We start from the raw sequence: 20901 nt of genomic DNA, 5'->3' as shown, positions 1-20901 counted from the left end.
ACAAGGCGACAAGACATCACGGCAGTCAGGGGGCAGAAGCATGAAACCGGATTTGCGTACGGCTTGGGAACGCGAAATCATCGTCGGCGACGGGGCCATGGGTACTTACCTGTACCAGTTGGGTTTTCCGGTCGGCATCTCTTATGAAGAATTTAATTTGCTGCGCCCGGACGTGATCGGCGACATCCATCGCCGCTATCTCGATGCCGGAGCTCGGCTGTTGGAAACCAATACGTTTTCGGCGAATTACTATAAATTGTCCAAATTCGGGCTGGAAGCCAAAGTGGAGGACATCAACCGGGCCGCAGTGCGGATCGCCAAGCAGGCGGCGGGAGATCGCGCGTACGTCGCGGGAGCGGTCGGTTCCATCCGCGGGGGCAAGCGTGCCAATGTCACCAGCCAGGAGCTTGGGATTTACTTCGCGCAGCAAATTTCCGCCTTGCTGACCGAAGGGGTGGACGCGCTGCTGTTCGAGACGTTTTACGATCTGGAGGAAATGCGGATCGCCTTGGGACAAGCCCGCAAGCTGACAGACGTACCAGTCATCTGCCAGTTCGCCGTCGATCAAATCGGACGCACGCTGGACGGGTTTACGATCCCGGAGGCCTTCGGGATCCTGGTCCAGGAAAGGGCGGACGTGCTTGGCTTCAACTGTCATTCCGGCCCGAAAGGAATCATGGGCGTGATGGACGGAGTAGGAGGACCTCTCGACGTACCGATGTCCGTATTCCCGAATGCAGGTTTGGCGGACTATGTCGATGGAGAATATGTATATGGGGCAACCCCGGAATATTTCGGGGAATGCGCTCGTTCTTTCGCCGATTTGGGAGCCAGATTGATCGGCGGATGCTGCGGCACGACGCCGGAGCATATCTCGGCCATGGCGAATGCGCTTGAGGGATATGCCGTCATGCCTCTGGCGAGCGAGCCCAAGCTGCCTGAACCGCGTTCATCCGTTGCCGTATCGCTGAAAGAACGGCCGGTTGCGGCAGATGCCGGCGACGGAGGACGCGAGCTGCCGAGCTTGACCGAGCTCGTGAAAGAGCGGCATACCGTCATCGTCGAGTTGGACCCGCCGCGCGACCTGGACATCGGCAAGTTCATGGAAGGCGCAGCCGCTTTGAAAGAGGCGGGCGTCGATGCGCTTACGCTGGCGGACAACTCGCTTGCCGTGACGCGCATGAGCAACATGGCGCTCGGACATCTCGTCCTGTCTCGGCTCGGCTTGAGACCGCTCGTACACATCGCCTGCCGGGACCGCAACCTGATCGGCACGCAGTCGCATATGATGGGCTTCGATGCGCTTGGCATCGACCACGTGCTGGCCGTGACGGGCGACCCCGCCCGCTTTGGCGACCTGCCGGGAGCCAGCTCGGTGTACGACTTGACGTCGTTCGAGATCATTCGCATGATCAAGCAGCTGAACGACGGGATCTCTTTCTCCGGCAAGCCCTTGAAGCAAAAAGCCAAATTCGTCGTTGGCGCCGCATTTAACCCAAACGTGAAGCATTTGCACAAAGCGGTGGAGCGGTTGGAGAAGAAAATCGCTTCCGGCGCCGATTACATCATGACCCAACCGGTGTACGATCCCGAGCTGATCGTGGCGATCAAGCAGGCGACGGCGCACCTGGACGTGCCGATCTTCATGGGTATCATGCCGCTGGCCAGCGGCAAAAACGCCGAGTATCTCCACAACGAGGTCCCCGGAATCCAGCTGTCCGAAGACGTTCGCAAACGGATGGAAGGACTGCAGGGCGAAGAGGGGCGGGCAATGGGCGTCGAGATCGCCAAAGAGCTGCTCGATACGGCGATGGAGCATTTTAACGGAATCTATCTCATGACGCCGTTCATGTTCTATGAAATGAATGTCGCCTTGATGAATTATGTCCGCGAGAAATCCAAACGGGGCTCGGCCCACTTGTCTCGGTTCACATAATCAATTACAATAGGGTAACGGATGTGATGCCTGTGTCGCACAGTATGACAGGGTACGGTGGGGCCGTCAGATCGTATGGCGGTTACGTCGTCCAATTTGAAATCAAGTCCGTCAATCACCGGTACGCCGAGGTCGTCCTGCGGATGCCGCGGGAATGGACGTGCTATGAGGACGGACTGAGGCGTTTGGTTCAGCGCCATATCAAACGGGGACGCATTGATGTATACATCAGTAAAGAACGCGATGAATCCGGCACCCTTCCTTACGTATTGAACCGGCCGGTCGTCGAAGCGTACCTGAAAGCTGCCGGGGAGCTCGCCAAGCACTACGGTGTTGACGCGAAGCTAAGTGCCAGGGATCTGTTGTCCCTGCCGGACGCCTTAACGGCCCCCGCGGAGACCTCGCTCGAAGGCACGGCCGAGCCCGATTGGGAACAGGTATTGACCGATGGCTTGGAGGAAGCCCTGATTGGGCTTCTTGGTATGCGGGAGCGGGAAGGGAAGCATCTGGCCGCCGATTTGGCTGAACGTCTGCAGCGGTTGGAGGCGATTCATGGCGAGTTGGTCCGGCTGGCTCCGGAGGTCGTGAACGAATACCGGAGCCGTCTGAAAGGTCGGTTGTCCGAACTGCTGGAAGGGAACTACGATGAGCAGCGCTTTGCGATGGAAGTGGCCGTGTTTGCCGACCGGTCCAACATCGACGAGGAGCTGATCCGCCTGAAGAGCCACTTCGAGCAGTGCCGCAGCCTGCTTCAGGCTTATGAGCCGGTGGGGCGCAAGCTGGATTTTCTAATACAGGAAATGAACCGGGAAACCAATACGATCGGATCTAAAGCCAATCATTTGGCTCTAGTCAACCTGGTCGTCGAGATGAAAGCGGAATTGGAGAAGATCCGCGAGCAAGCGGCGAATCTCGAGTAAGCGATCTGGATCGGCACCGGGTGAGTCAAGCAAATTAGGGGGAACTACCTGAACATGGCAATCAAACTTATTAACATCGGCTTCGGAAATATCGTATCGGCCAACCGGATCATTTCGATCGTCAGCCCCGAGTCCGCGCCGATCAAGCGGATCATTCAGGAGGCGAGGGATCGCCACATGCTGATCGACGCTACATATGGGCGGCGGACGCGCGCCGTGATCATCACGGACAGCGATCATGTGATATTGTCGGCGGTGCAGCCGGAGACGGTCGCTCATCGTTTGTCCACCAAAGATGAAGACAACGACGAATAAAATGGAGAGAGATATGTCTAAAGGGTTACTTATCGTATTGTCCGGGCCGTCCGGCGTTGGCAAAGGCACGGTATGCACCGAGCTGCGCAAACGGATGCCGGAGCTGGTCTATTCCGTTTCGGCCACCACACGGCAACCCCGGCTGGGGGAAGAGAACGGCGTCAACTATTTTTTCAAAAGCCGCGAGCAATTCCTGGAAATGATCGATAAAGACCAGCTCCTGGAGTATGCGGAGTACGTCGGCAATTATTATGGGACTCCCCGCGATTTCGTGGAGGAGACGCTGGCCGGCGGGAAGGATATCATTTTGGAAATCGAGGTTCAGGGGGCGCTCAAGGTCAAGGAGAAATTCCCCCAGGGCGTGTTCGTGTTCCTGCTTCCGCCGTCGCTCGATGAGCTGAAAGGCCGGATTCAAGGCCGGGGAACGGAGAACCAGGCCACGATCGATCACCGCATGAGCGTGGCGGCCCACGAGATCGGACTGATGGAGAATTATGATTATGCCGTCGTCAATGACGAGATCGATTTGGCCTGCCAAAGAATACAATCCATTATCATCGCCGAACACTGCAAAATCAGAAAGTCGTGTTGACATCACGCTTCATGCGGCGATGAGTCCAAATAAGAAGAGGTGTTTTTGAACATGCTGTATCCATCGATTGACAAAATGCTCGGAAAAGTCGGCAGCAAATATTCTTTGGTTGTCGCCGCTTCCCGGCGCGCCAGACAGCTGCGCGAAGGGGACAAAAGCGAACTGAAGCAGCCGAAATCGCATAAGCAGGTGGGCATCGCCCTCGAAGAGATCTACGGCGATTATATCAAGCTGAAGCAGCAAGACGTAGAGCTTGAGGAGAACGCCAAAGAGTAGAGAACATAGCTATATACGAAAGGCCTCCGGGCTTCTTTTTACGACAACCGCGAGGTTGTTATTTTTTTCGTTTGGGGAAAGCGAGGGGTAGCGATGTTAACCGGCAAAAAGGTTTTATTAGGCGTAACCGGCGGCATTGCCGCGTTCAAAGCGGCATCCTTGTGCAGCAAGCTGGTGAAGGAAGGCGCGGAGGTCCGCGTCATCATGACCGAATCCGCGACCAAATTCATCACGGAACTGACGATGCAGGCATTATCGAAAAATTTCGTGTACACCGACACCTTTGACGAGAAGCATGCCCAATCCATCGCGCACATCAATTTGGCCGATTGGGCCGATCTGGTGCTGGTCGCGCCGGCTACGGCCAACATCATCGGCAAAATGGCGGCGGGCATCGCCGACGAGATGCTCTCGACGACGCTGCTGGCGACGCAGGCACCGATCATGCTTGCGCCGGCGATGAATGTGCACATGTACGAGCACCCGGCCGTCACCCGCAATTTGGCGGAGTTGGCCGCGCGGGGCGTCATGATGATCGAGCCCGGGGAAGGCCTGCTGGCGTGCGGTTATACCGGGAAAGGACGGATGGAGGAACCGGAATCGATCGTCCGGGTCGTTAACGATTATTTTGCCCGGGAAGCCCGCATTTCGCAACAGCCTTTGGCCGGCAAGAAGGTCGTCGTCACCGCTGGAGGCACCGTGGAACGGATTGATCCGGTCCGCTATATTACCAATGATTCCTCGGGAAAAATGGGCTTTGCCATCGCCAAAGCGGCGCGGCGCCTCGGCGCGGAGGTCGTGCTGATCGCGGGTCATACGCAGGTGGAGCCTCCGGCCGGTATCCCGGTCACCCGCGTGAATTCGGCTCAGGACATGTTCGAGGCGGTGCAGGCGGTATGGGCCGATACCGCTATTCTCGTGATGGCCGCCGCCGTCGCGGATTACCGGCCGAAGGAAGCGGCCGTGCAGAAAATCAAAAAGAGCGAGGATGCTCTCGTGCTGGAGCTCGTGAAGAACATCGATATTCTGGAAACGCTGGGCAAGCAAAAAACGACGCAGTTTCTGATCGGCTTCGCGGCCGAGACGGAAAACGTGGAGCAGCATGCCCTGGATAAGCTGAAGCGCAAAAACTGCGATCTTCTGGTAGCCAATGATGTTACCCAGCAGGGAGCAGGGTTTGGTTCCGACACCAACATCGTGAACATCTACGATGCGTCCGGTTTAGTTCGATCCGTGCCGCAGCTGGCGAAGGATGAGGTAGCTCTGCAAATCCTGGAGCTGGCTGGCGAACGTTTGGCAGGAACGAACCGATGATCTACCGCATGGCCAAAGTGATTGTCGATGTGCCGAGCCGGGAAACCGATCGGCCTTTTGACTATTTAATCCCTGAATCGATGGCCAGCTGGATCGAGGTAGGCAGCCGGGTGGGCGTTCCGTTCGGGCGCCGCACGGTTCAGGGGTTTGTCGTTTCCCTGCATGAGCAGCCGGAGATGGATCGGGCGCGGATGAAGCCGATTCAGGAGCTGCTCGACCTGATGCCGCCGCTGCCCCCGGATCTAGTGGAATTGGCGGAGTGGATGAGCCGCAGGTATGCCTGCAGTCTGATTGCGGCGCTTCAGGCGATGATTCCGGCGGCGCTGAAGGGCAAGGCCGAGCGGTATGTCCGCGTGGCGGATGCCGAAATAGCGGAGGAGGAAGCGTCGGTCGGTCCGGATGGACAGCCGAATGGCGAAGGCATTCTATTTGCGCTGCCGCGCCTGTTCACGCCGGAGGAAGAGGAGATCCTGAGCTTCGTCCGGGCTTCCGACACCGTCACGATGAATCAGCTCGGCGCAAAATACCCGGAAGCCGCCGGCCTGATTAAAGATATGCTGGCCCGGGGCGTGCTGACGGAAAGCCAGGCGATTAAGGACAAGGTGCGCAAGAAGACGGTCAAAACCGTGGCCGCAGCGGTGAGCGGCCAGGCAGCGCAGGAGGCACTGGCTTCTTTTGGGCCGCAGGCGCGCCGGCAAAAGGAAGTGTTGGCTTACTTGCTGGAAGTCGGTTTGCCGCAGTTGCTGCAGGAGGTGCTGTCGGCGCTGCAGGTCACGGCCGGAACCGTCAAGAAGCTGGCGGAAAAAGGCTTCGCCGTGATTGAGGACGTCGAGGTGTTCCGCGATCCGTACCAGGGCCGGCGCTTTCAAGGCAGCGAACCGCTGACGCGGACGCCGGAGCAGGAACAGGTCTACCGCCGTCTGTCGGAAACGCTGGACGAAGAGCGGCATGAAGTGTTCCTGCTGCACGGCGTCACCGGCAGCGGCAAAACCGAGGTGTATTTGCAGACGATCGAGCGCTGCATCGCCTCGGGCCGGCAGGCGATCGTGCTGGTGCCGGAAATTTCGCTGACCCCGCAAATGGTTGAGCGGTTCAAGGGGCGTTTCGGCGCAAAGGTGGCGGTGATGCACAGCCGCTTGTCCACCGGCGAACGTTACGACGAATGGCGCAAAATCCGCGAGGGCCGCGTGGAGGTGGCGATCGGCGCACGCTCGGCTATTTTTGCCCCGTTTGGCCGCCTGGGCCTGATCGTCATGGACGAAGAGCATGAAACTTCATACAAACAAGAGGAGACGCCGAAGTATCATGCCCGCGACGTTGCCGTTAAGCGGGCCCGCCAGCATGGGGCGGCCGTGATTCTGGGTTCGGCCACTCCGTCGCTGGAGAGTTACCACGCGGCGCGTTCGGGTGGCGGTGATTACGGGGAGTTTGCTCCGGTATTGCTGGAAATGAAGCAGCGTCCGTCCGGCAGCCAGCTTCCCGGCGTTCAAATCGTCGACATGCGCGAGGAACTGAAGGAAGGCAACCGCTCGATGTTCAGCCGCGCGCTGCATCAAGGGATCGCCGCCCGACTGGAGCGCGGGGAGCAAACCGTGCTGCTGCTGAACCGGCGCGGATATTCGACGTTCGTGATGTGCCGCTCCTGCGGTTACGTGGCGGGTTGCCCGGATTGCGACATTTCGCTGACCTATCATCAGAAGTCGAACAACTTGCGTTGCCATTATTGCGGTTACGCCGTAGCTGCGCCGTCGGTTTGCCCGGAATGCGGGAGCGAGCATATCCGTTATTTCGGAACCGGGACCCAACGGGTGGAAGGGGAATTGGCCAAGCTGTTTCCCGGCATCCGCGTCATCCGCATGGACGTTGACACCACCAGTGAAAAAGGCGCTCACGAGAAGCTCCTGCAAGCCTTTCGCGAGAAAAAGGGCGATGTGCTGCTGGGAACGCAGATGGTGGCGAAGGGGCTGGATTTTCCGGACGTCACGCTGGTTGGCGTGATCGCGGCGGATACGGCGCTGAATTTTCCTGATTTCCGTTCGGCTGAGAAGACGTTCCAGTTGTTGACGCAGGTCGCCGGCCGAGCAGGGCGGCACCAGCTCCCCGGGGAAGTATTCATCCAATCCTACATGCCGGAACATTATTCGATCGTTCATGCCAGCGGCCACGATTATTTGTCGTTCGTCCGCGAGGAGCTGAAGACGCGCAGGACGTTACACTATCCGCCATACAGCCGGCTGATCCTCGTCACGTTGTCGCATGAGAAGCTGCCGCTGCTCCTGCGGATGGCCGAGAATTTTACGGGCGATTTGCGGGCTAAAGCCCAGCGACAGGGGTGGTTCGGCAGTCTGGACCGGTTCGCGCCGGCGGCACTGGACATTCTGGGCCCGGTGGCTTCGCCGATTCCGCGCATCAAGAACCGCTATCGGTTCCAGTGCATGGTGAAATACCGCGGCGATCTGGACGCGGTGGGCCTGGTCCGGGAGACGGCGGCGGCGACGCTGGATCAATTGCGCGACGCATTGCTGCAGATCAGCATCGACGTAGATCCGCAAATGCTAATGTAATGAACTAGGCTTGAAATGATCCATTTTTTATCCGATGACATATATTTGGGATAGAATAGAAAAAGAGCAAAAGAAACTCGCAAAGTGAAGACGGGAAAGGGAGTGCCATCATGGCGATTCGGATCATCGTGAAGGAACCGGATGAAGTGCTGCACCAGGTAGCCAAGGAAGTGAAGAAAATTACGCCCAACATTCAAAAGCTGCTGACCGATATGGCGGATACGATGTACGACGCGGAGGGTGTCGGACTGGCCGCGCCGCAAATCGGCATCCTCAAGCGGGTGATCGTGGTGGATGTCGGCGATGAGAACGGATTGATCGAGCTGGTCAATCCGGAAATCGTGTCCACGGAAGGGGAACAATTCGGGCCGGAGGGCTGCCTCAGCATTCCGGGGTATCGCGGGGATGTCCGCCGGGCGATGACGGTCACGGTCAAGGGGCTGGACCGCAACGGCAAGGAAGTGACCTATACGGGCTCCGAGCTGTTGGCGCGGGCGTTTCAACATGAAATCGACCACTTGAACGGCGTATTGTATACGGACGTTGCGGAAAGAGTGTACGAGATTACCCCTGAGGGGGAAGAGAAGGAGTGAGAATCCTCCGATGAATATCGTATTTATGGGGACGCCGGCGTTTGCGGTGCCGTCGCTCGAGGGATTGCTGCGCGAAGGATACAACGTCGTAGGGGTCGTCACGCAGCCGGACCGGCCGCAAGGGCGCAAAAAGGTGCTGACGCCGACGCCGGTGAAGGAAGCCGCCTTGCGCCATGGGCTTCCCGTGCTGCAACCCGCGCGGATGCGCGCGCCGGAAGCGGTAGCGGAAGTGGCCGCGCTGCAGCCCGATTTGATCGTCACCGCGGCGTACGGCCAAATTTTGCCGAAAGGCGTGCTGGATCTGCCGCAGTACGGCTGTCTGAACGTACACGGTTCGCTGCTGCCGAAGTACCGCGGCGGGGCGCCGATTCAGCGGGCGATTATCAATGGCGAGAAAGAAACGGGCATTACCCTGATGTACATGGCCGAGGGACTCGACACCGGCGACATGATCGCCAAAGCGGTCGTGCCGATCGACGACGAGGATACATCGGGGACGTTGTTCGAGAAGCTGAGCGAAGCCGGGGCGCGGTTGCTGCTGGAGCAGCTGCCGCTGATCCTTGCCGGGACGGCGGCGCGCATTCCGCAGAACGATGCGGAATCGACCTACGCGCCGAATCTATCGCGTGAGGACGAGCGCATCGATTGGAGCGCGACCTCGCGGCAAATCTATGATCGCGTGCGGGGGCTTGTGCCTTTTGCCGGCGGATTTACGACCTGGAACGGCGAGGTGTTCAAGGTCTGGGCGGTAGCCAAGCCAACGGAGGGCGGAGCTTCTGCGGGGGCCGAGCGGTCCAAGACTGGACAAGCGCCGGGGACGGTGCTGGAGCTTTCGGGACAGGGCATCCAAGTGAAAACCGGTGACGGCTCCGTATGGCTGACCCGGGTTCAGCCTGCCGGCAAGAAGGCGATGGAGGCCGGCGAATTCATCCGCGGCGGCGTAATGAACGTCGGGACGATTCTATCATGAGCGGCGAGGGCAAGGGAACAAGCCGGGGACCGGGCTCGGGCGGCGGCAAGAGGCTTGGCGCAGGCGCTGGAGCGGCTGGACAAATCGGCCGCGGCCGGGGGCCCGTTCAGCCATCCGGAGCGTCGGCATCTCGTGGGAGCGGCCGAAATCCGGCGGTCGTATCCGCCCGCAGCGTAGCGCTGCAGGTGCTGACCGCCGTCGAGCAGGAGGGCGCTTACAGCAATCTACTGCTGAACGGGGCGCTGCAAAAGTCCGGATTGACCGGACCGGATGCAGGTCTCGCGACCGAACTGGTCTACGGCACCATTCAGCGGCTGAATACGATCGATTATTTTCTGGAGCCGTTTGTGACGAAGGGATTGGCGAAATTGGCGCCCTGGGTGCGTAATTTGCTCCGGCTCAGCTTCTATCAGCTGCATTACCTTGACCGGATTCCTCCACATGCTGCCGTCAATGAAGCGGTGAATCTGGCCAAAAAGAAGGGGCACCAGGGCATTTCCGGCATGGTCAACGGCGTGCTTCGCAACGTACTGCGTCGGAAGGAGGAGCTGCGTTTGCCGGAAGGTCTGGACCCCGTGCAGCGCATCGCGCTTGAGCATTCCCATCCGGAGTGGATGGTCTCGCTCTGGATCCGGCAGTATGGCGAGGAGGCGACCGGGGCGATTTGCCGCGCCAACAATGAGCCGCCTTCGGTCAGCGTTCGGGTTAACCGGACCAGAACTAGCCGGGACGAGATGCTGCGCCTGATGGAAGAGCAGGGGTTGCGGGCCTCGGCTTCGCCGATCTCGCCGGACGGGATCGTGGTACATAACGGCGGCAATATGGCGCTGACTCCCTGGTACCGGGACGGTATGATTTCCGTGCAGGACGAAAGCTCGATGCTGGTGGCCGAAGCACTGGATCCGCAGCCGGGCATGGCCGTGCTGGATTGCTGCGCGGCGCCCGGAGGCAAGACCTGCCATATCGCCGAGATCATGGAGGGAAGCGGCCGGGTGCTGGCAAACGACATCCATCCGCACAAGGCGAAGCTGATCGAGGACCATGCCAAGCGGTTAGGGCTGGACAACATCGATACGTTGTCGGGCGACGCCCTGCAGTTGGCCGAGCGCCTGGACGCGGCCTCCTTTGACCGGATTCTGCTGGACGCTCCTTGCTCCGGTCTAGGCGTGATCCGGCGCAAGCCGGATTTGAAGTGGGCGAAGACCCCGGGCGACATCGCGGAGATCGCCGGCGTCCAGCGGGCTTTGCTCGACTCAGCCAGCGTACTGCTGAAGCCGGGCGGTTTGCTCGTTTACAGTACTTGCACGATCGAGCCGCGCGAAAATGCCGAGATGGTCGCCTCCTTCCTGAATCGCCATCCGGAATTCGAGCTGGCGGCAGGCGAACCGGCCGGCTGGAAAGGGCGGACGTCTTTGGAAGCCGCCGCGGGCCGGGTGGAGGCAGGCCTGCAGATTTTGCCGCAGGACGCCCATTCGGACGGGTTCTATATCGCCCGGCTGCGCAAGAAGTCCGAGGGAATTTAACGACAGTTTAGGTCAAGCGGCCGCCGGATTCGGCGGGCTTGGCCTTTTTGCGCGGCCGTGCCGCGGCGGGCGACTTTAGTCATCGGGCGATTTATGCTAAAATGGGAAGAATGAGTAGGCAAAATTCGAAATTTAACATGGACAGGTGTGTGAAGATGAAACCTTTTATATATGATTATTCGTTGGAAGAATTGCAGGAATGGGCCGTTTCGCAGGGGGAACCCGCGTTTCGCGGCGGCCAGATTTTCGATTGGCTGTACGTGAAGCGCGTCAGCTCTTTCGAAGAGATGACCAACCTGTCCAAGTCGCTTCGGCAGAAGCTGACCGACGAGTTCGCGTTCGTTACGCTGCGGGAGATCACCAAGCTGGAATCGAAGGATGGAACGGTGAAGTTCCTGTTCGGGCTGCACGACGATCATGCGATCGAAACGGTGATCATGAAGCATAACTACGGCAACAGCATTTGCGTGACCACCCAGGTCGGCTGCAAAGTGGGTTGTACGTTTTGTGCCTCGACGCTGGGCGGCTTGAAGCGGAATCTGACGCCGGGAGAAATCGTTGCGCAGGTTGTGCAGGCGCAGAAAATCCTGGATACCCGAGGAGAACGCGTCAGCAGTATCGTGATCATGGGGACGGGCGAACCGTTCGAGAACTACGATGCCACGATGAAATTTTTGCGGATTATGATCCACGAAAAGGGCTTGAACATCGGACAACGGCATATTACTGTATCAACGAGCGGGATTGTCCCGAACATTTACCGGTTTGCGGACGAGAACACGCAAATCAATCTGGCGATCTCGATCCATGCGCCGAACGATGCGCTCCGCTCCAAGCTGATGCCGGTCAACCGGCGCTTCCCGTTCGACGACGTGATGGAGGCGCTTCGCTACTACATCGCCAAAACCGGCCGCCGCATCACGTTCGAGTACGCGCTCATCGGGGGGGTTAACGACCAGCCGGAGCATGCGGAGGAACTGGCCGGCGTGTTGAAGGATATGCTGTGCCACGTCAATTTGATTCCGGTCAACTATGTGCCGGAACGCAAGTACGTGAGAACGTCGCGTAACGATATTTTCCAATTTCAACGCATACTGGCGGACAAGGGCATCAATGTGACGATCCGCCGCGAGCAAGGCCATGATATTGCCGCGGCCTGCGGGCAACTGCGGGCGAAGCACATGGAGTCTGGTGCGAGGTGAGCGAATGTGATGAATTGCGTTTATGTTAGTGATGTGGGACGAGTTCGTTCCGTCAATGAGGATAGTACTTGGGTAGACCGGCTGGAGTCGGGATATACGCTAGCTATCGTCGCGGACGGGATGGGCGGCCATCAGGCCGGCGACATTGCCAGCCGGATGACGGTTGAGACGATTACTGGGGATCTGGGGGGACTGCCGGAGGGACTGTCGGCCGAGGCTTGCGGGGAACAATTAAAGAAAGCGATCCTTCACGCGAACGAGTCCGTGTACCGCAAAGCGACGGAACATGCGGAATACCACAGCATGGGCACCACGGTTGTCGCCGGGATCTTTGCGGGGCACGACGGGGTAATCGCCCATATCGGAGACAGCCGGGCTTACCATTTCCGTAATGGACAGATCATTCAACTGACGGATGATCACTCGCTGGTCAATGAGTTGCTCAAGAACAAGCAGATCAGCGCAGAGGAAGCGACGATGCATCCACATCGCAATGTCGTGACCCGCGCGCTCGGGACCGACGAGCGGGTAGAGGTCGACCTGAACCGGGTGTCCATGGAGCCGGGGGATATTCTGCTGCTGTGCAGCGACGGGCTCAGCAACTACGTGACGCCGGAACAAATGGCCCTGACGCTCGGGAATCACGATCTCGGGTTAAACGATCGCGCCGATCGTTTGCTCCAGCTGGCGTTGAACGCAGGAGGCGACGACAACATCAGCGTCGTCCTGCTGGAACAACATGAGGATGCCGTGTCAGGCATAAAGGAGTGGAATTCATGATCGGACACGAATTGGGCGGTCGTTATCAAATCATCGAACGGATCGGCGGAGGGGGCATGGCGCTGGTATACAAAGCGCAGGACTTGCTGCTGAACCGCTACGTGGCCATCAAAGTGCTGCGTCAACAATTTGTGAACGACGAGGAATTTATCCGGCGTTTCCGCCGGGAGGCGCAATCTGCCGCATCCTTGTCGCACCCGAATATCGTCAGCGTGTATGATGTTGGACAAGAGGACGAAGTCCATTATATCGTCATGGAATACGTAGAAGGACAAAACCTGAATGAAATCATCAAGGAACGCGCCCCGTTGCAGGTCGACGAGGCCGTCCGGATCGCGTCGCAAATCGCCGATGCGCTGGATCACGCCCATCACAACCAAATTATTCATCGCGATATTAAACCTCATAACATCTTGATTGGGCGAAACGGCCGGGTCAAAGTGACCGATTTCGGGATTGCGCGCGCCGTCACGTCGGCGACGATCACGCAGACCGGCTCGGTAGTCGGCTCGGTGCACTATTTCTCGCCGGAGCACGCCAAAGGCGTCGCCACCGGGGAGAAATCCGACTTGTATTCGCTGGGGATCGTGTTGTATCAGATGCTGACAGGCCGGTTGCCGTTCCTTGGCGAAAGCCCGATCAGCGTAGCGCTTAAGCATCTGCAGGAGCAATTCGACGAGCCGCGGGTGGTCAATCCGATGATTCCGCAGAGCGTGGAGAACATCATCCTCAAATCGATGCGGAAAAATCCGGGCGAGCGGTACCAATCCGCCAAGGAGATGCTGCGCGACCTGGAAACCTGCCTGCTGCCGGAACGAAGAACGGAATCCAAATTGGCCTTTATTGAAGATCATGACGAAGACAGCACGCGCATCATTCCGGCGATCCGGCCGCAAAGCCAAGGTTCTCCGGCAGGAGCATCCAAGCTGTCTCGCGACGGCGGGGCGGTGACGGAGGAGCGAAATGGCACCCAGAAGAAGAAAATATGGGGGAAGCCGGCGCTTTGGGTCAGCTTGACGCTGGTCGTCCTGCTCGCATTGGCCGGCGTGGCCTGGTACGTGACGAACCTGGTCACCGTCCCTGAGGTCGCGGTGCCAAACGTGATTAACCTGGAAGAAGAGAAGGCCGTTCAAGCGTTGACCGATAAAGGCATCGCCGTAGGGGAGATCACCCGGGAATACAAAGAAGGCGTGAACGAGGGGATCGTCTACGAGCAGAGCAAACCGGAGGGGACGATGGTGAAGGAAGGTTCGGCCATCGACCTGAAGGTCAGCACGGAGAAGCCGCTCAGTCCGATGCCGGCATTAACGGGAACCTATGAAGAAGCGCTGCAGCAGTTGAAGGAGCTTGGCGTGGACGAGGCCCGCGTGACGAAGAAGGAGGAAAACAGCAGCGACGTCGAGCCGGGCAACATTATCAGCCAATCGCCGGACGCCGGTGCGGAGTTTAATCCGGAGACGGTAGACGTTGTGCTGAAGGTCAGCATCGGGCCGGCCGAAGTGAAAATGCCGGACCTCGTGAACAAGACGCAAGCGGAAGCGGAAGCCGCCATTGCCGAGCTCGGCCTGAAACTGGCGGCCGACGGCATTAAGCAAGAAGCGAGCTTTGAGGTTGAGGCGGGCAAGGTCACCAAACAGTGGCCATATGCGCCGAACGACACGGTCGCTCCGGGTTCGGAGGTCACCTTGTTCGTCAGCACCGGCTACCCGCCGGAAGCGATCAACTATACGTTCCAGGTACCGGCCGTGCCTGCCCAGGAAGGCCAAATCAGCAAATACACGATCGTATACGGGGATGCTCGCGGAGAAGGCCGCGAATGGGGCACGCAAAAGGTAGGTAAAGCGCAATACCTGGCGGTCGACCTGGTTCTGGCACCGAACAAGAACGGTTACGTTACCGTTACGCGTGACGGTGTCATGCTGGATACTTACCCGATCTCGTACATCGATGCCAAGCAAGGAACCGTCCCGGTACCGCAATTCCCGGATACCGGCGGGACGGATGAGAATACGATGGATATGGATTCGGGCGATAACCCGCCCGACACCGGCATGATTTTGTCCGGTAAGCTAGCCTCGCTCCAAAGCGATGGCGCAGTGAACGGAAAAGGAAAGGCGGGCAAACGAAACAGACATGGCGATTAAGTCAGACCGATACGAAAGCGAGGCCGTCCCCTATGCCTGAAGGCTTGATTGTGAAGGCATTAAGCGGTTATTACTACGTGAAGCCGACTACAGCGCAGGCTGGGGCACCGGACGGTTACGTCCAGTGCCGCGGCCGCGGGATTTTTAAGAAGCGGGGCGAGAGCCCGCTGGTGGGCGATCGAGTTATTTATTCCCCAACCGAAAACGGGGAAGGAACCGTCGATGAGATCTTGCCGCGGGAAACCGAGCTGATCCGCCCGCCGGTCGCCAACGCCAAGCTGGCCGTGCTGCTGTTTTCGCTGCGGGAGCCGGATCTCAACCTGCAGTTGCTGGACAAGTTCCTGGTGCATATCGAGCATGCCGGTTTGCGGGCGCTGATCTGCCTCACCAAGGAGGATCTGCTGGGGGAGGACGGAACGGAAGAAACGCCTGAAATCATTAGCGAGGTTAAGGCGTTGTATGAATCCATCGGCTATGACGTCATCGTCACCAGTTCGGTGACCGGGATGGGGACCGAGGAAGTGAAATCCCGCCTGGCCGGGGAGATCAGCGTCTTCTCGGGCCAGTCGGGCGTGGGGAAATCCTCGCTGCTTAACGCCATGCTGGGCTTATCGCTGGAGACAAGCGAAATCAGCCTCAGGCTGGGCCGCGGACGCCATACGACGCGTCATGTCGAGCTGATCGAGCTGGAAAACGGCGGGTATGTGGCCGATACGCCGGGCTTCAGCCAGCTGGATTTCCTCGAGCTGGGCGTGGAAGAGCTGTCCAGCTGCTTCCGGGAGTTTACGGATTACGCGGAAGGCTGCAAATTCCGCGGCTGCAGCCATTTGCACGAGCCGGGCTGCAAGGTGAGAGAAGCCGCGGACCAAGGCGAAATCGCCGCCAGCCGTTATGAGCACTACGTCCAGTTCCATGAAGAGATGAAGGAGAAGAAGCGGAGGTATTGACGTCATGAGCAACAACATCTATATTGCGCCGTCCATTCTGTCAGCCGATTTCGCCAAGCTGGGCGAAGAGGTCGCCGACGTGGAGCGGGGAGGCGCCGACTGGCTGCATGTGGACGTGATGGACGGCCATTTCGTCCCCAACCTGACGTTCGGGCCGCTGGTAATGCAGGCGATCGCCCCGCAAACCAAGCTGCCGCTCGACGTCCATTTGATGATCGAGAAGCCGGAGGAGTACGTCCCTGCCTTCGCCAAAGCCGGCGCGCACCTCATTACCGTGCACGCCGAAGCCTGCGTGCATTTGCACCGGGTGCTGCACCTGATCAAGGAGCAGGGAGTCAAGGCGGGGGTTGCAATCAACCCGGCCACGCCGGCTTCGGCCGTTCGCGAGGTGCTTGAGGACGTGGATCTCGTGCTTGTCATGACGGTAAACCCCGGCTTCGGCGGGCAAGCGTTCATTCCGGGCACGCTGCGCAAGATTCGTCAACTGAAAGCCTGGAAGGAAGAGCTGGGCTTAAGCGGTTTGCGGATCGAAGTGGACGGCGGGATTGCGGCTGCAACGGCGCCGCTGGTTGTGGAAGCGGGAGCGGATGTGCTGGTCGCCGGAAACGCGGTGTTCGGCCAAGCCGACCGCCGCGCGGCGATGGTAGAAATCCGCGAGAGCCTGGCCGGATTGGCATAGGCGCATCAAGATGCGCATACAATGGGTTACATGAGCGAAGGTTCTCATGTAGCCTTTTTTTTGTGGCGGGAATACACGGGTAAATGACATCGAACATAGAATATGGGTGAAGGCATGAGCACGATGGGGAGGGTGAACGATGAAATTTTACACATTCAAGCTGCCTAAGTTTTTGGGAGGATTCGTTAAGGCGGTACTGAACACGTTTCACAAGAACTAGCGGGCGGGGCCTGAGAACCCGCCCCAAGCAGCGAAAGGGCGCGCCTGGCGGTTCCCGCCATGAAAGGAATGCATAGGCCCGGCTATACATGCAGCTGGCGTTAGCCTTTTTGGCGGCAAACCATTACCGGCTTCCAAGAAAAAAGCGCAGTAAAAAAGCACCTCCATAGGAAAAGGTGCTTTTTGTCTATAGTTCGTCCCGAGCCATTACACGCGGGTCACTTTACCGGATTTCAAAGCCCGAGTGCTGACGTATACGCGTTTCGGTTTGCCGTCTACCAAAATCCGGACCTTCTGCACGTTTACGCCCCAAGAGCGCCGATTGCGATTGTTTGCGTGAGATACATGGTTACCGCTGCCTGGCTTCTTGCCAGTCACATAACATTTGCGAGCCATTCATTACACCTCCTGTTCCAGTACACCTGTCTTGAAAATAACAGCTTCGTGTTCTCATCACGGTTATTGACAATACTTAAATATAATATCACAGTAAAAAAAGCCCCGTCAACAGATATTGACGATCGACTCTTTTATTTATTTCTCTCTGTTCTTATAGTACAATATAGTTTAGTCCATAATAAATTCTATGGAAGGAGTGAGGTTGGCGTGGCTGTAAATCTTACGACCGAATATGGACGAATCGATATTTCGGAGGAAGCGATCAAGGTTATCGCCGGATCGGCCGCCATGGAGTGTTATGGACTGGTAGGAATGGCAAGCCGAAAGCAGTTGAAGGACGGCATTGCCGAATTGCTGGGGCGAGAGAACTTGGCCCGGGGTGTGGAAGTGAACCTGGATAATCATCGATTAGCTATTTATCTTTATATTATAGTCAGTTATGGCACGAAAATTTCCGAGGTCGCACACAACATACAGCTCAAAGTCAAATACGTATTGAATCAAATCGTTGGACTCGAAGTGGATCAGGTGAATATCGTAGTCCAAGGCGTACGCGTATCAAGCTAGGAAGGGGAATTTTCATTGAGTAAGCGTTCTTTAACTGGAACAGATTTCACCGCTATGGTATTGGCCGGTGCACAGCGGCTGACGGAGCATGCTGAACACGTCAACTCTCTGAACGTATTCCCGGTACCCGATGGGGACACCGGTACGAATATGAACTTGACGATGACCGCCGGCGTGACGGAATTGAAAAATCACGGAACCGGAGGTTTAGGCAGCAGAGCGGCCACTTTATCCAAAGGTCTCCTGATGGGCGCGCGCGGGAACTCCGGCGTGATCTTGTCCCAGCTGTTCCGGGGTTTTAGCCGATCTGCCGCTTCATTGGAAGAAATGAATACGGCTCAATTTGCCGCCGCATTGCAAAGCGGGGTGGATACTGCTTATAAAGCGGTCGTCAAACCGGTGGAAGGGACGATTCTGACGGTGGCGAAGGAAGCCGCCAAGCATGCCGTCTATTATGCCCGCAGAACAACGGATATCACGGAATTGATGACCGAGGTGCTGGCCAAAGCGAAGGAAGCACTCGCAGGCACGCCGGAGCTGTTGCCGGTGCTGAAACAGGTTGGTGTCGTGGATTCGGGCGGTCAAGGACTTGTTTATATTTATGAAGGATTCTTGCAGTGGTTGACCGGCGGTGCCAGCAGCGAGGCAGCAGCGGCGCTGGGACAAGCCCCCGCGGCCATCGCCAAACCGGAGCTTCGCACGCAAACGGCTGCACCGGTACATGTCCCGGCTTCGGCACAAGCCAAGCTGGAAACCGAGGATATCGAGTTCTTATACGACATGGAGTTTTTCATTAATCGAAAAATCGGTGAAATCAAGGACGCCGTTTTTGACGAGGACCAGTTCCGGAAAGCGCTTTCCGTCAATGGCGATTCAATTATCGTGATCGCGGACGACGAAGTCATCAAGGTCCACGTTCATTCCAAAACACCGGGGGATGTGCTGAATTTGGCGCTCCGTTATGGTGAAATTACGCAAATTCATATTTTGAATATGCGCGAGCAGCACCGCGATCTGCTGATCGCGGGCATGGACGCGGCACCGATGCCGGAGCTGTTTGCTGAAATTCCGGCAGAACCGGTACGTCCAGTGGATCCGGCCGGCTTACCGGCCGATGAAACGGCGCCTTACGGTTTTATCGCCGTCGCGTCGGGTCGAGGGATTTCGGAAATCTTCACCAGCTTGGGCGTCGATGTCGTCTTGTCCGGCGGGCAGACGATGAACCCGAGCACCGAGGATTTCGTAAAGGCGATCCAATCGATTACGGCTCAGCACGTATTTGTTCTCCCGAACAACTCGAATATTATTTTGGCTGCGCAGCAAGCACGCGATTTGCTTGAAGGGGAACGCAACGTTACCGTCATCCCGAGCAAGAGCATTCCTCAGGGGATTGCCGCGGCGTTTGCTTTCCAAGAGGAAGAAAGCGTGGAAGTAAACGAGGACAGCATGCAGAACGCCGTGCATCACGTAAAGACGGGCCAAGTCACGTACGCGGTCCGCGACACGACGTTCGACGATTTGGAAATTACGGCCGGCCACTATATCGGCATCGCCGATTCCAAGATCGTGGCGACCGAAGAAGGCCTGCTGGAAACGAGCCAGGGGCTGCTGGCCAAAATGCTGACCGGCGGCGACGAAATCGTGACGGTTCTGGCCGGCGAGGAAGCCGACGGAGAAATGACGGACGCGCTGGTCGCCTGGATTCATAAGGAGTATCCGGACGTCGAAGTAGAGGTTCATAACGGCGGACAACCGATTTATTATTATCTGTTTTCGGTAGAATCCTGATCTTTGATGAGAGGATGAAGATACCTATGAATCAGGCGGTCATCATTGCCGATAGTACGGCGGATATCCCGCAGGAGGCCGTTTCGGAATATGGCATTCATATCGTTCCGATGCGGCTGGCCTTCGGAGATCAATCTTTTCTCGAAGGAATCGACATCACGGCGGAGGAGTTCTACGATAAGTTGACGAAGTCGAAGGATCTGCCAACGACGTCGCAGACCTCTCCTTCCCAATATGTGGAGGTATACCGCAACCTCCTAGCGGCTTACCCCGGTTCGCCGATCATTTCGATCCACATCTCCTCGGGGATGAGCGGCACTTATCAATCCGCGGTGCTCGCCAAGGAGATGCTGGAGGAAGAGCTGGGGCACCCGGTGGACGTGACGGTTATCGATTCGCTGTGCGCGACGTACGGCTTCGGGCTGCAAGTCGTGCATGCTGCACGAATGGCGAAGCAAGGGGCGTCGGCCGAAGAGATCCGGGCGGAGGTCGAGCGGGTCGGACAAGGGCGGCGGCTGTATTTTCTCGTCGATACGCTCGAATACTTGCAAAAAGGCGGGCGGATCGGTAAGGCCGCGGCGATTTTGGGCACGCTGCTCAACATCAAACCGATCCTGTCGGTGGACCAGGAGGGCGTGATTTACGCCGTCGATAAAGTCCGGGGCCGGAAGAAGGCAGTGTCCCGCGTCATCGACTTGTTCGTGAACGATTTCGGCGGGGTGAAGGACATTAACGTCGCCGTTTGCGATAGCGTCAATCCGGAAGGTGCCGAAGAAATATTGGAGCAGTTGCGACAGCACTTTACGCTGCACGAGGTCGTGCGCACCAGCATCGGCGCGGTTGTCGGCACGCACGTTGGCCCGGGCACGGTGGCGACGTTTATCTGGCCGGCGAAGTAACCTTCGGGTGCGCGTGTTGAGGCGGAGCCGGCTTGTTGGAACCGATGATGATCGAAACTGGTTTTAACGGAACAGAGAGCCCTTATTTGCTCATTTCCCGATTATTTCCCGGGGTAACGGAACTCAGGGACCTTATCGGGCCCTTATGGCAGCCATCCGGCTGCTTTTGTCCGAAATAAGGGCTTCTGGTTCCGTTAGCTGCATAAAACGCCCAAAAAGCGGACAATAACGTCTCTGAGTTCCGTTAGGTTGCTGGAGCACGCGAAATTCAAGA

20 protein-coding genes are annotated in these 20901 nt (G+C 57.9%); 19 read left to right on the top strand and 1 reads right to left on the bottom strand.

Translation table 11 applies throughout. The annotated features are described in order from the left end of the window. Positions 1–40: 40 nt before the first annotated feature. The 16 genes from MJ257_RS11260 (at position 41) to spoVM (ending at position 16975) form a co-directional block, all read left to right on the top strand. Positions 41–1936, top strand: coding sequence for a bifunctional homocysteine S-methyltransferase/methylenetetrahydrofolate reductase (locus MJ257_RS11260; protein ID WP_240269335.1), 1896 nt, complete (start codon positions 41–43; stop codon positions 1934–1936). Positions 1937–1968: 32 nt separating this feature from the next. Further along, a complete protein-coding gene (locus MJ257_RS11255) occupies positions 1969–2856 on the top strand; it encodes a YicC/YloC family endoribonuclease (RefSeq protein ID WP_240269334.1) in 888 nt (295 codons plus the stop codon). Positions 2857–2910: 54 nt separating this feature from the next. Beyond that, entirely contained in the window at positions 2911–3171 is a 261-nt protein-coding gene (gene remA / locus MJ257_RS11250) for an extracellular matrix/biofilm regulator RemA (RefSeq protein WP_018751582.1), read from the top strand. A 13-nt stretch (positions 3172–3184) separates the two neighbouring features. Further along, a complete protein-coding gene (gene gmk, locus MJ257_RS11245; protein WP_240269371.1) occupies positions 3185–3763 on the top strand; it encodes a guanylate kinase in 579 nt (192 codons plus the stop codon). Between the two features lie 51 nt (positions 3764–3814). Next, positions 3815–4039 carry a DNA-directed RNA polymerase subunit omega gene (gene rpoZ / locus MJ257_RS11240; RefSeq protein ID WP_240269333.1) on the top strand — a complete coding sequence of 75 codons (225 nt, stop codon included), beginning with the start codon at positions 3815–3817 and terminating at the stop codon, positions 4037–4039. A 93-nt stretch (positions 4040–4132) separates the two neighbouring features. Further along, positions 4133–5353, top strand: a complete 1221-nt coding sequence (coaBC, locus tag MJ257_RS11235; RefSeq protein ID WP_240269332.1) for a bifunctional phosphopantothenoylcysteine decarboxylase/phosphopantothenate--cysteine ligase CoaBC — start codon at positions 4133–4135, stop codon at positions 5351–5353. Then, complete coding sequence (gene priA, locus MJ257_RS11230; RefSeq protein WP_240269331.1) at positions 5350–7917, top strand: primosomal protein N'; 2568 nt, start codon at positions 5350–5352, stop codon at positions 7915–7917. Before coaBC ends, priA begins: the two co-directional genes overlap by 4 nt. Before the next feature lie 110 nt (positions 7918–8027). Then, positions 8028–8510 carry a peptide deformylase gene (gene def / locus MJ257_RS11225; protein ID WP_068785096.1) on the top strand — a complete coding sequence of 161 codons (483 nt, stop codon included), beginning with the start codon at positions 8028–8030 and terminating at the stop codon, positions 8508–8510. Positions 8511–8520: 10 nt separating this feature from the next. After that, positions 8521–9480, top strand: a complete 960-nt coding sequence (gene fmt, locus MJ257_RS11220) for a methionyl-tRNA formyltransferase (protein WP_240269330.1) — start codon at positions 8521–8523, stop codon at positions 9478–9480. Continuing rightward, the gene (rsmB, locus tag MJ257_RS11215) at positions 9477–11003 is read left to right on the top strand and encodes a 16S rRNA (cytosine(967)-C(5))-methyltransferase RsmB (protein WP_240269329.1); all 1527 of its coding nucleotides are present in this window, start codon (positions 9477–9479) and stop codon (positions 11001–11003) included. Before fmt ends, rsmB begins: the two co-directional genes overlap by 4 nt. 155 nt (positions 11004–11158) lie before the next feature. Next, positions 11159–12205 (top strand): dual-specificity RNA methyltransferase RlmN, encoded by a 1047-nt coding sequence (gene rlmN / locus MJ257_RS11210; protein WP_240269328.1) that lies wholly within the window; start codon positions 11159–11161, stop codon positions 12203–12205. A gap of 6 nt (positions 12206–12211) precedes the next feature. Then, on the top strand, positions 12212–12985 hold the full coding sequence (locus tag MJ257_RS11205) for a Stp1/IreP family PP2C-type Ser/Thr phosphatase (protein ID WP_240269327.1): 774 nt from the start codon (positions 12212–12214) through the stop codon (positions 12983–12985). Next, on the top strand, positions 12982–15129 hold the full coding sequence (gene pknB, locus MJ257_RS11200; RefSeq protein WP_240269326.1) for a Stk1 family PASTA domain-containing Ser/Thr kinase: 2148 nt from the start codon (positions 12982–12984) through the stop codon (positions 15127–15129). Before MJ257_RS11205 ends, pknB begins: the two co-directional genes overlap by 4 nt. 32 nt (positions 15130–15161) lie before the next feature. Continuing rightward, a complete protein-coding gene (gene rsgA / locus MJ257_RS11195) occupies positions 15162–16076 on the top strand; it encodes a ribosome small subunit-dependent GTPase A (RefSeq protein ID WP_240269325.1) in 915 nt (304 codons plus the stop codon). A 4-nt stretch (positions 16077–16080) separates the two neighbouring features. After that, a complete protein-coding gene (gene rpe / locus MJ257_RS11190; RefSeq protein ID WP_240269324.1) occupies positions 16081–16755 on the top strand; it encodes a ribulose-phosphate 3-epimerase in 675 nt (224 codons plus the stop codon). 139 nt (positions 16756–16894) lie between these two features. Then, positions 16895–16975 (top strand): stage V sporulation protein SpoVM, encoded by an 81-nt coding sequence (gene spoVM / locus MJ257_RS11185; protein WP_036621610.1) that lies wholly within the window; start codon positions 16895–16897, stop codon positions 16973–16975. 206 nt (positions 16976–17181) lie between these two features. Here spoVM and rpmB read toward each other — a convergent pair whose 3' ends face one another. After that, positions 17182–17370: a 50S ribosomal protein L28 gene (gene rpmB / locus MJ257_RS11180; protein WP_009225259.1), complete on the bottom strand. Its 189-nt coding sequence runs from the start codon at positions 17368–17370 to the stop codon at positions 17182–17184. A gap of 210 nt (positions 17371–17580) precedes the next feature. On the opposite strand from rpmB, the gene MJ257_RS11175 reads away from it, so the two are divergent. From MJ257_RS11175 to MJ257_RS11165, 3 genes are read left to right on the top strand one after another with little or no spacing between them, the layout of a single operon-like run. Further along, positions 17581–17940, top strand: a complete 360-nt coding sequence (locus MJ257_RS11175; RefSeq protein ID WP_068785103.1) for an Asp23/Gls24 family envelope stress response protein — start codon at positions 17581–17583, stop codon at positions 17938–17940. A 15-nt stretch (positions 17941–17955) separates the two neighbouring features. Next, on the top strand, positions 17956–19728 hold the full coding sequence (locus MJ257_RS11170) for a DAK2 domain-containing protein (protein ID WP_240269323.1): 1773 nt from the start codon (positions 17956–17958) through the stop codon (positions 19726–19728). A 26-nt stretch (positions 19729–19754) separates the two neighbouring features. Continuing rightward, complete coding sequence (locus tag MJ257_RS11165; protein ID WP_240269322.1) at positions 19755–20627, top strand: DegV family protein; 873 nt, start codon at positions 19755–19757, stop codon at positions 20625–20627. Positions 20628–20901: the final 274 nt, after the last annotated feature.

Source organism: Paenibacillus timonensis, assembly GCF_022427145.1.
GTDB lineage: Bacteria > Bacillota > Bacilli > Paenibacillales > Paenibacillaceae > Fontibacillus > Fontibacillus timonensis.
This window is presented reverse-complemented; position numbering and strand designations above follow the sequence as displayed.

Coding starts and splice junctions, on each gene's coding strand:
- def (WP_068785096.1), top strand. CDS start 8,028: ATGGCGATTCGGATCATCGTGAAGGAACCGGATGAAGTGCTGCACCAG.
- rpoZ (WP_240269333.1), top strand. CDS start 3,815: ATGCTGTATCCATCGATTGACAAAATGCTCGGAAAAGTCGGCAGCAAA.
- rsmB (WP_240269329.1), top strand. CDS start 9,477: ATGAGCGGCGAGGGCAAGGGAACAAGCCGGGGACCGGGCTCGGGCGGC.
- spoVM (WP_036621610.1), top strand. CDS start 16,895: ATGAAATTTTACACATTCAAGCTGCCTAAGTTTTTGGGAGGATTCGTT.
- MJ257_RS11165 (WP_240269322.1), top strand. CDS start 19,755: ATGAATCAGGCGGTCATCATTGCCGATAGTACGGCGGATATCCCGCAG.
- rsgA (WP_240269325.1), top strand. CDS start 15,162: ATGCCTGAAGGCTTGATTGTGAAGGCATTAAGCGGTTATTACTACGTG.
- gmk (WP_240269371.1), top strand. CDS start 3,185: ATGTCTAAAGGGTTACTTATCGTATTGTCCGGGCCGTCCGGCGTTGGC.
- coaBC (WP_240269332.1), top strand. CDS start 4,133: ATGTTAACCGGCAAAAAGGTTTTATTAGGCGTAACCGGCGGCATTGCC.
- pknB (WP_240269326.1), top strand. CDS start 12,982: ATGATCGGACACGAATTGGGCGGTCGTTATCAAATCATCGAACGGATC.
- rpmB (WP_009225259.1), bottom strand. CDS start 17,370: ATGGCTCGCAAATGTTATGTGACTGGCAAGAAGCCAGGCAGCGGTAAC.
- rpe (WP_240269324.1), top strand. CDS start 16,081: ATGAGCAACAACATCTATATTGCGCCGTCCATTCTGTCAGCCGATTTC.
- rlmN (WP_240269328.1), top strand. CDS start 11,159: ATGAAACCTTTTATATATGATTATTCGTTGGAAGAATTGCAGGAATGG.
- priA (WP_240269331.1), top strand. CDS start 5,350: ATGATCTACCGCATGGCCAAAGTGATTGTCGATGTGCCGAGCCGGGAA.
- fmt (WP_240269330.1), top strand. CDS start 8,521: ATGAATATCGTATTTATGGGGACGCCGGCGTTTGCGGTGCCGTCGCTC.
- MJ257_RS11260 (WP_240269335.1), top strand. CDS start 41: ATGAAACCGGATTTGCGTACGGCTTGGGAACGCGAAATCATCGTCGGC.
- remA (WP_018751582.1), top strand. CDS start 2,911: ATGGCAATCAAACTTATTAACATCGGCTTCGGAAATATCGTATCGGCC.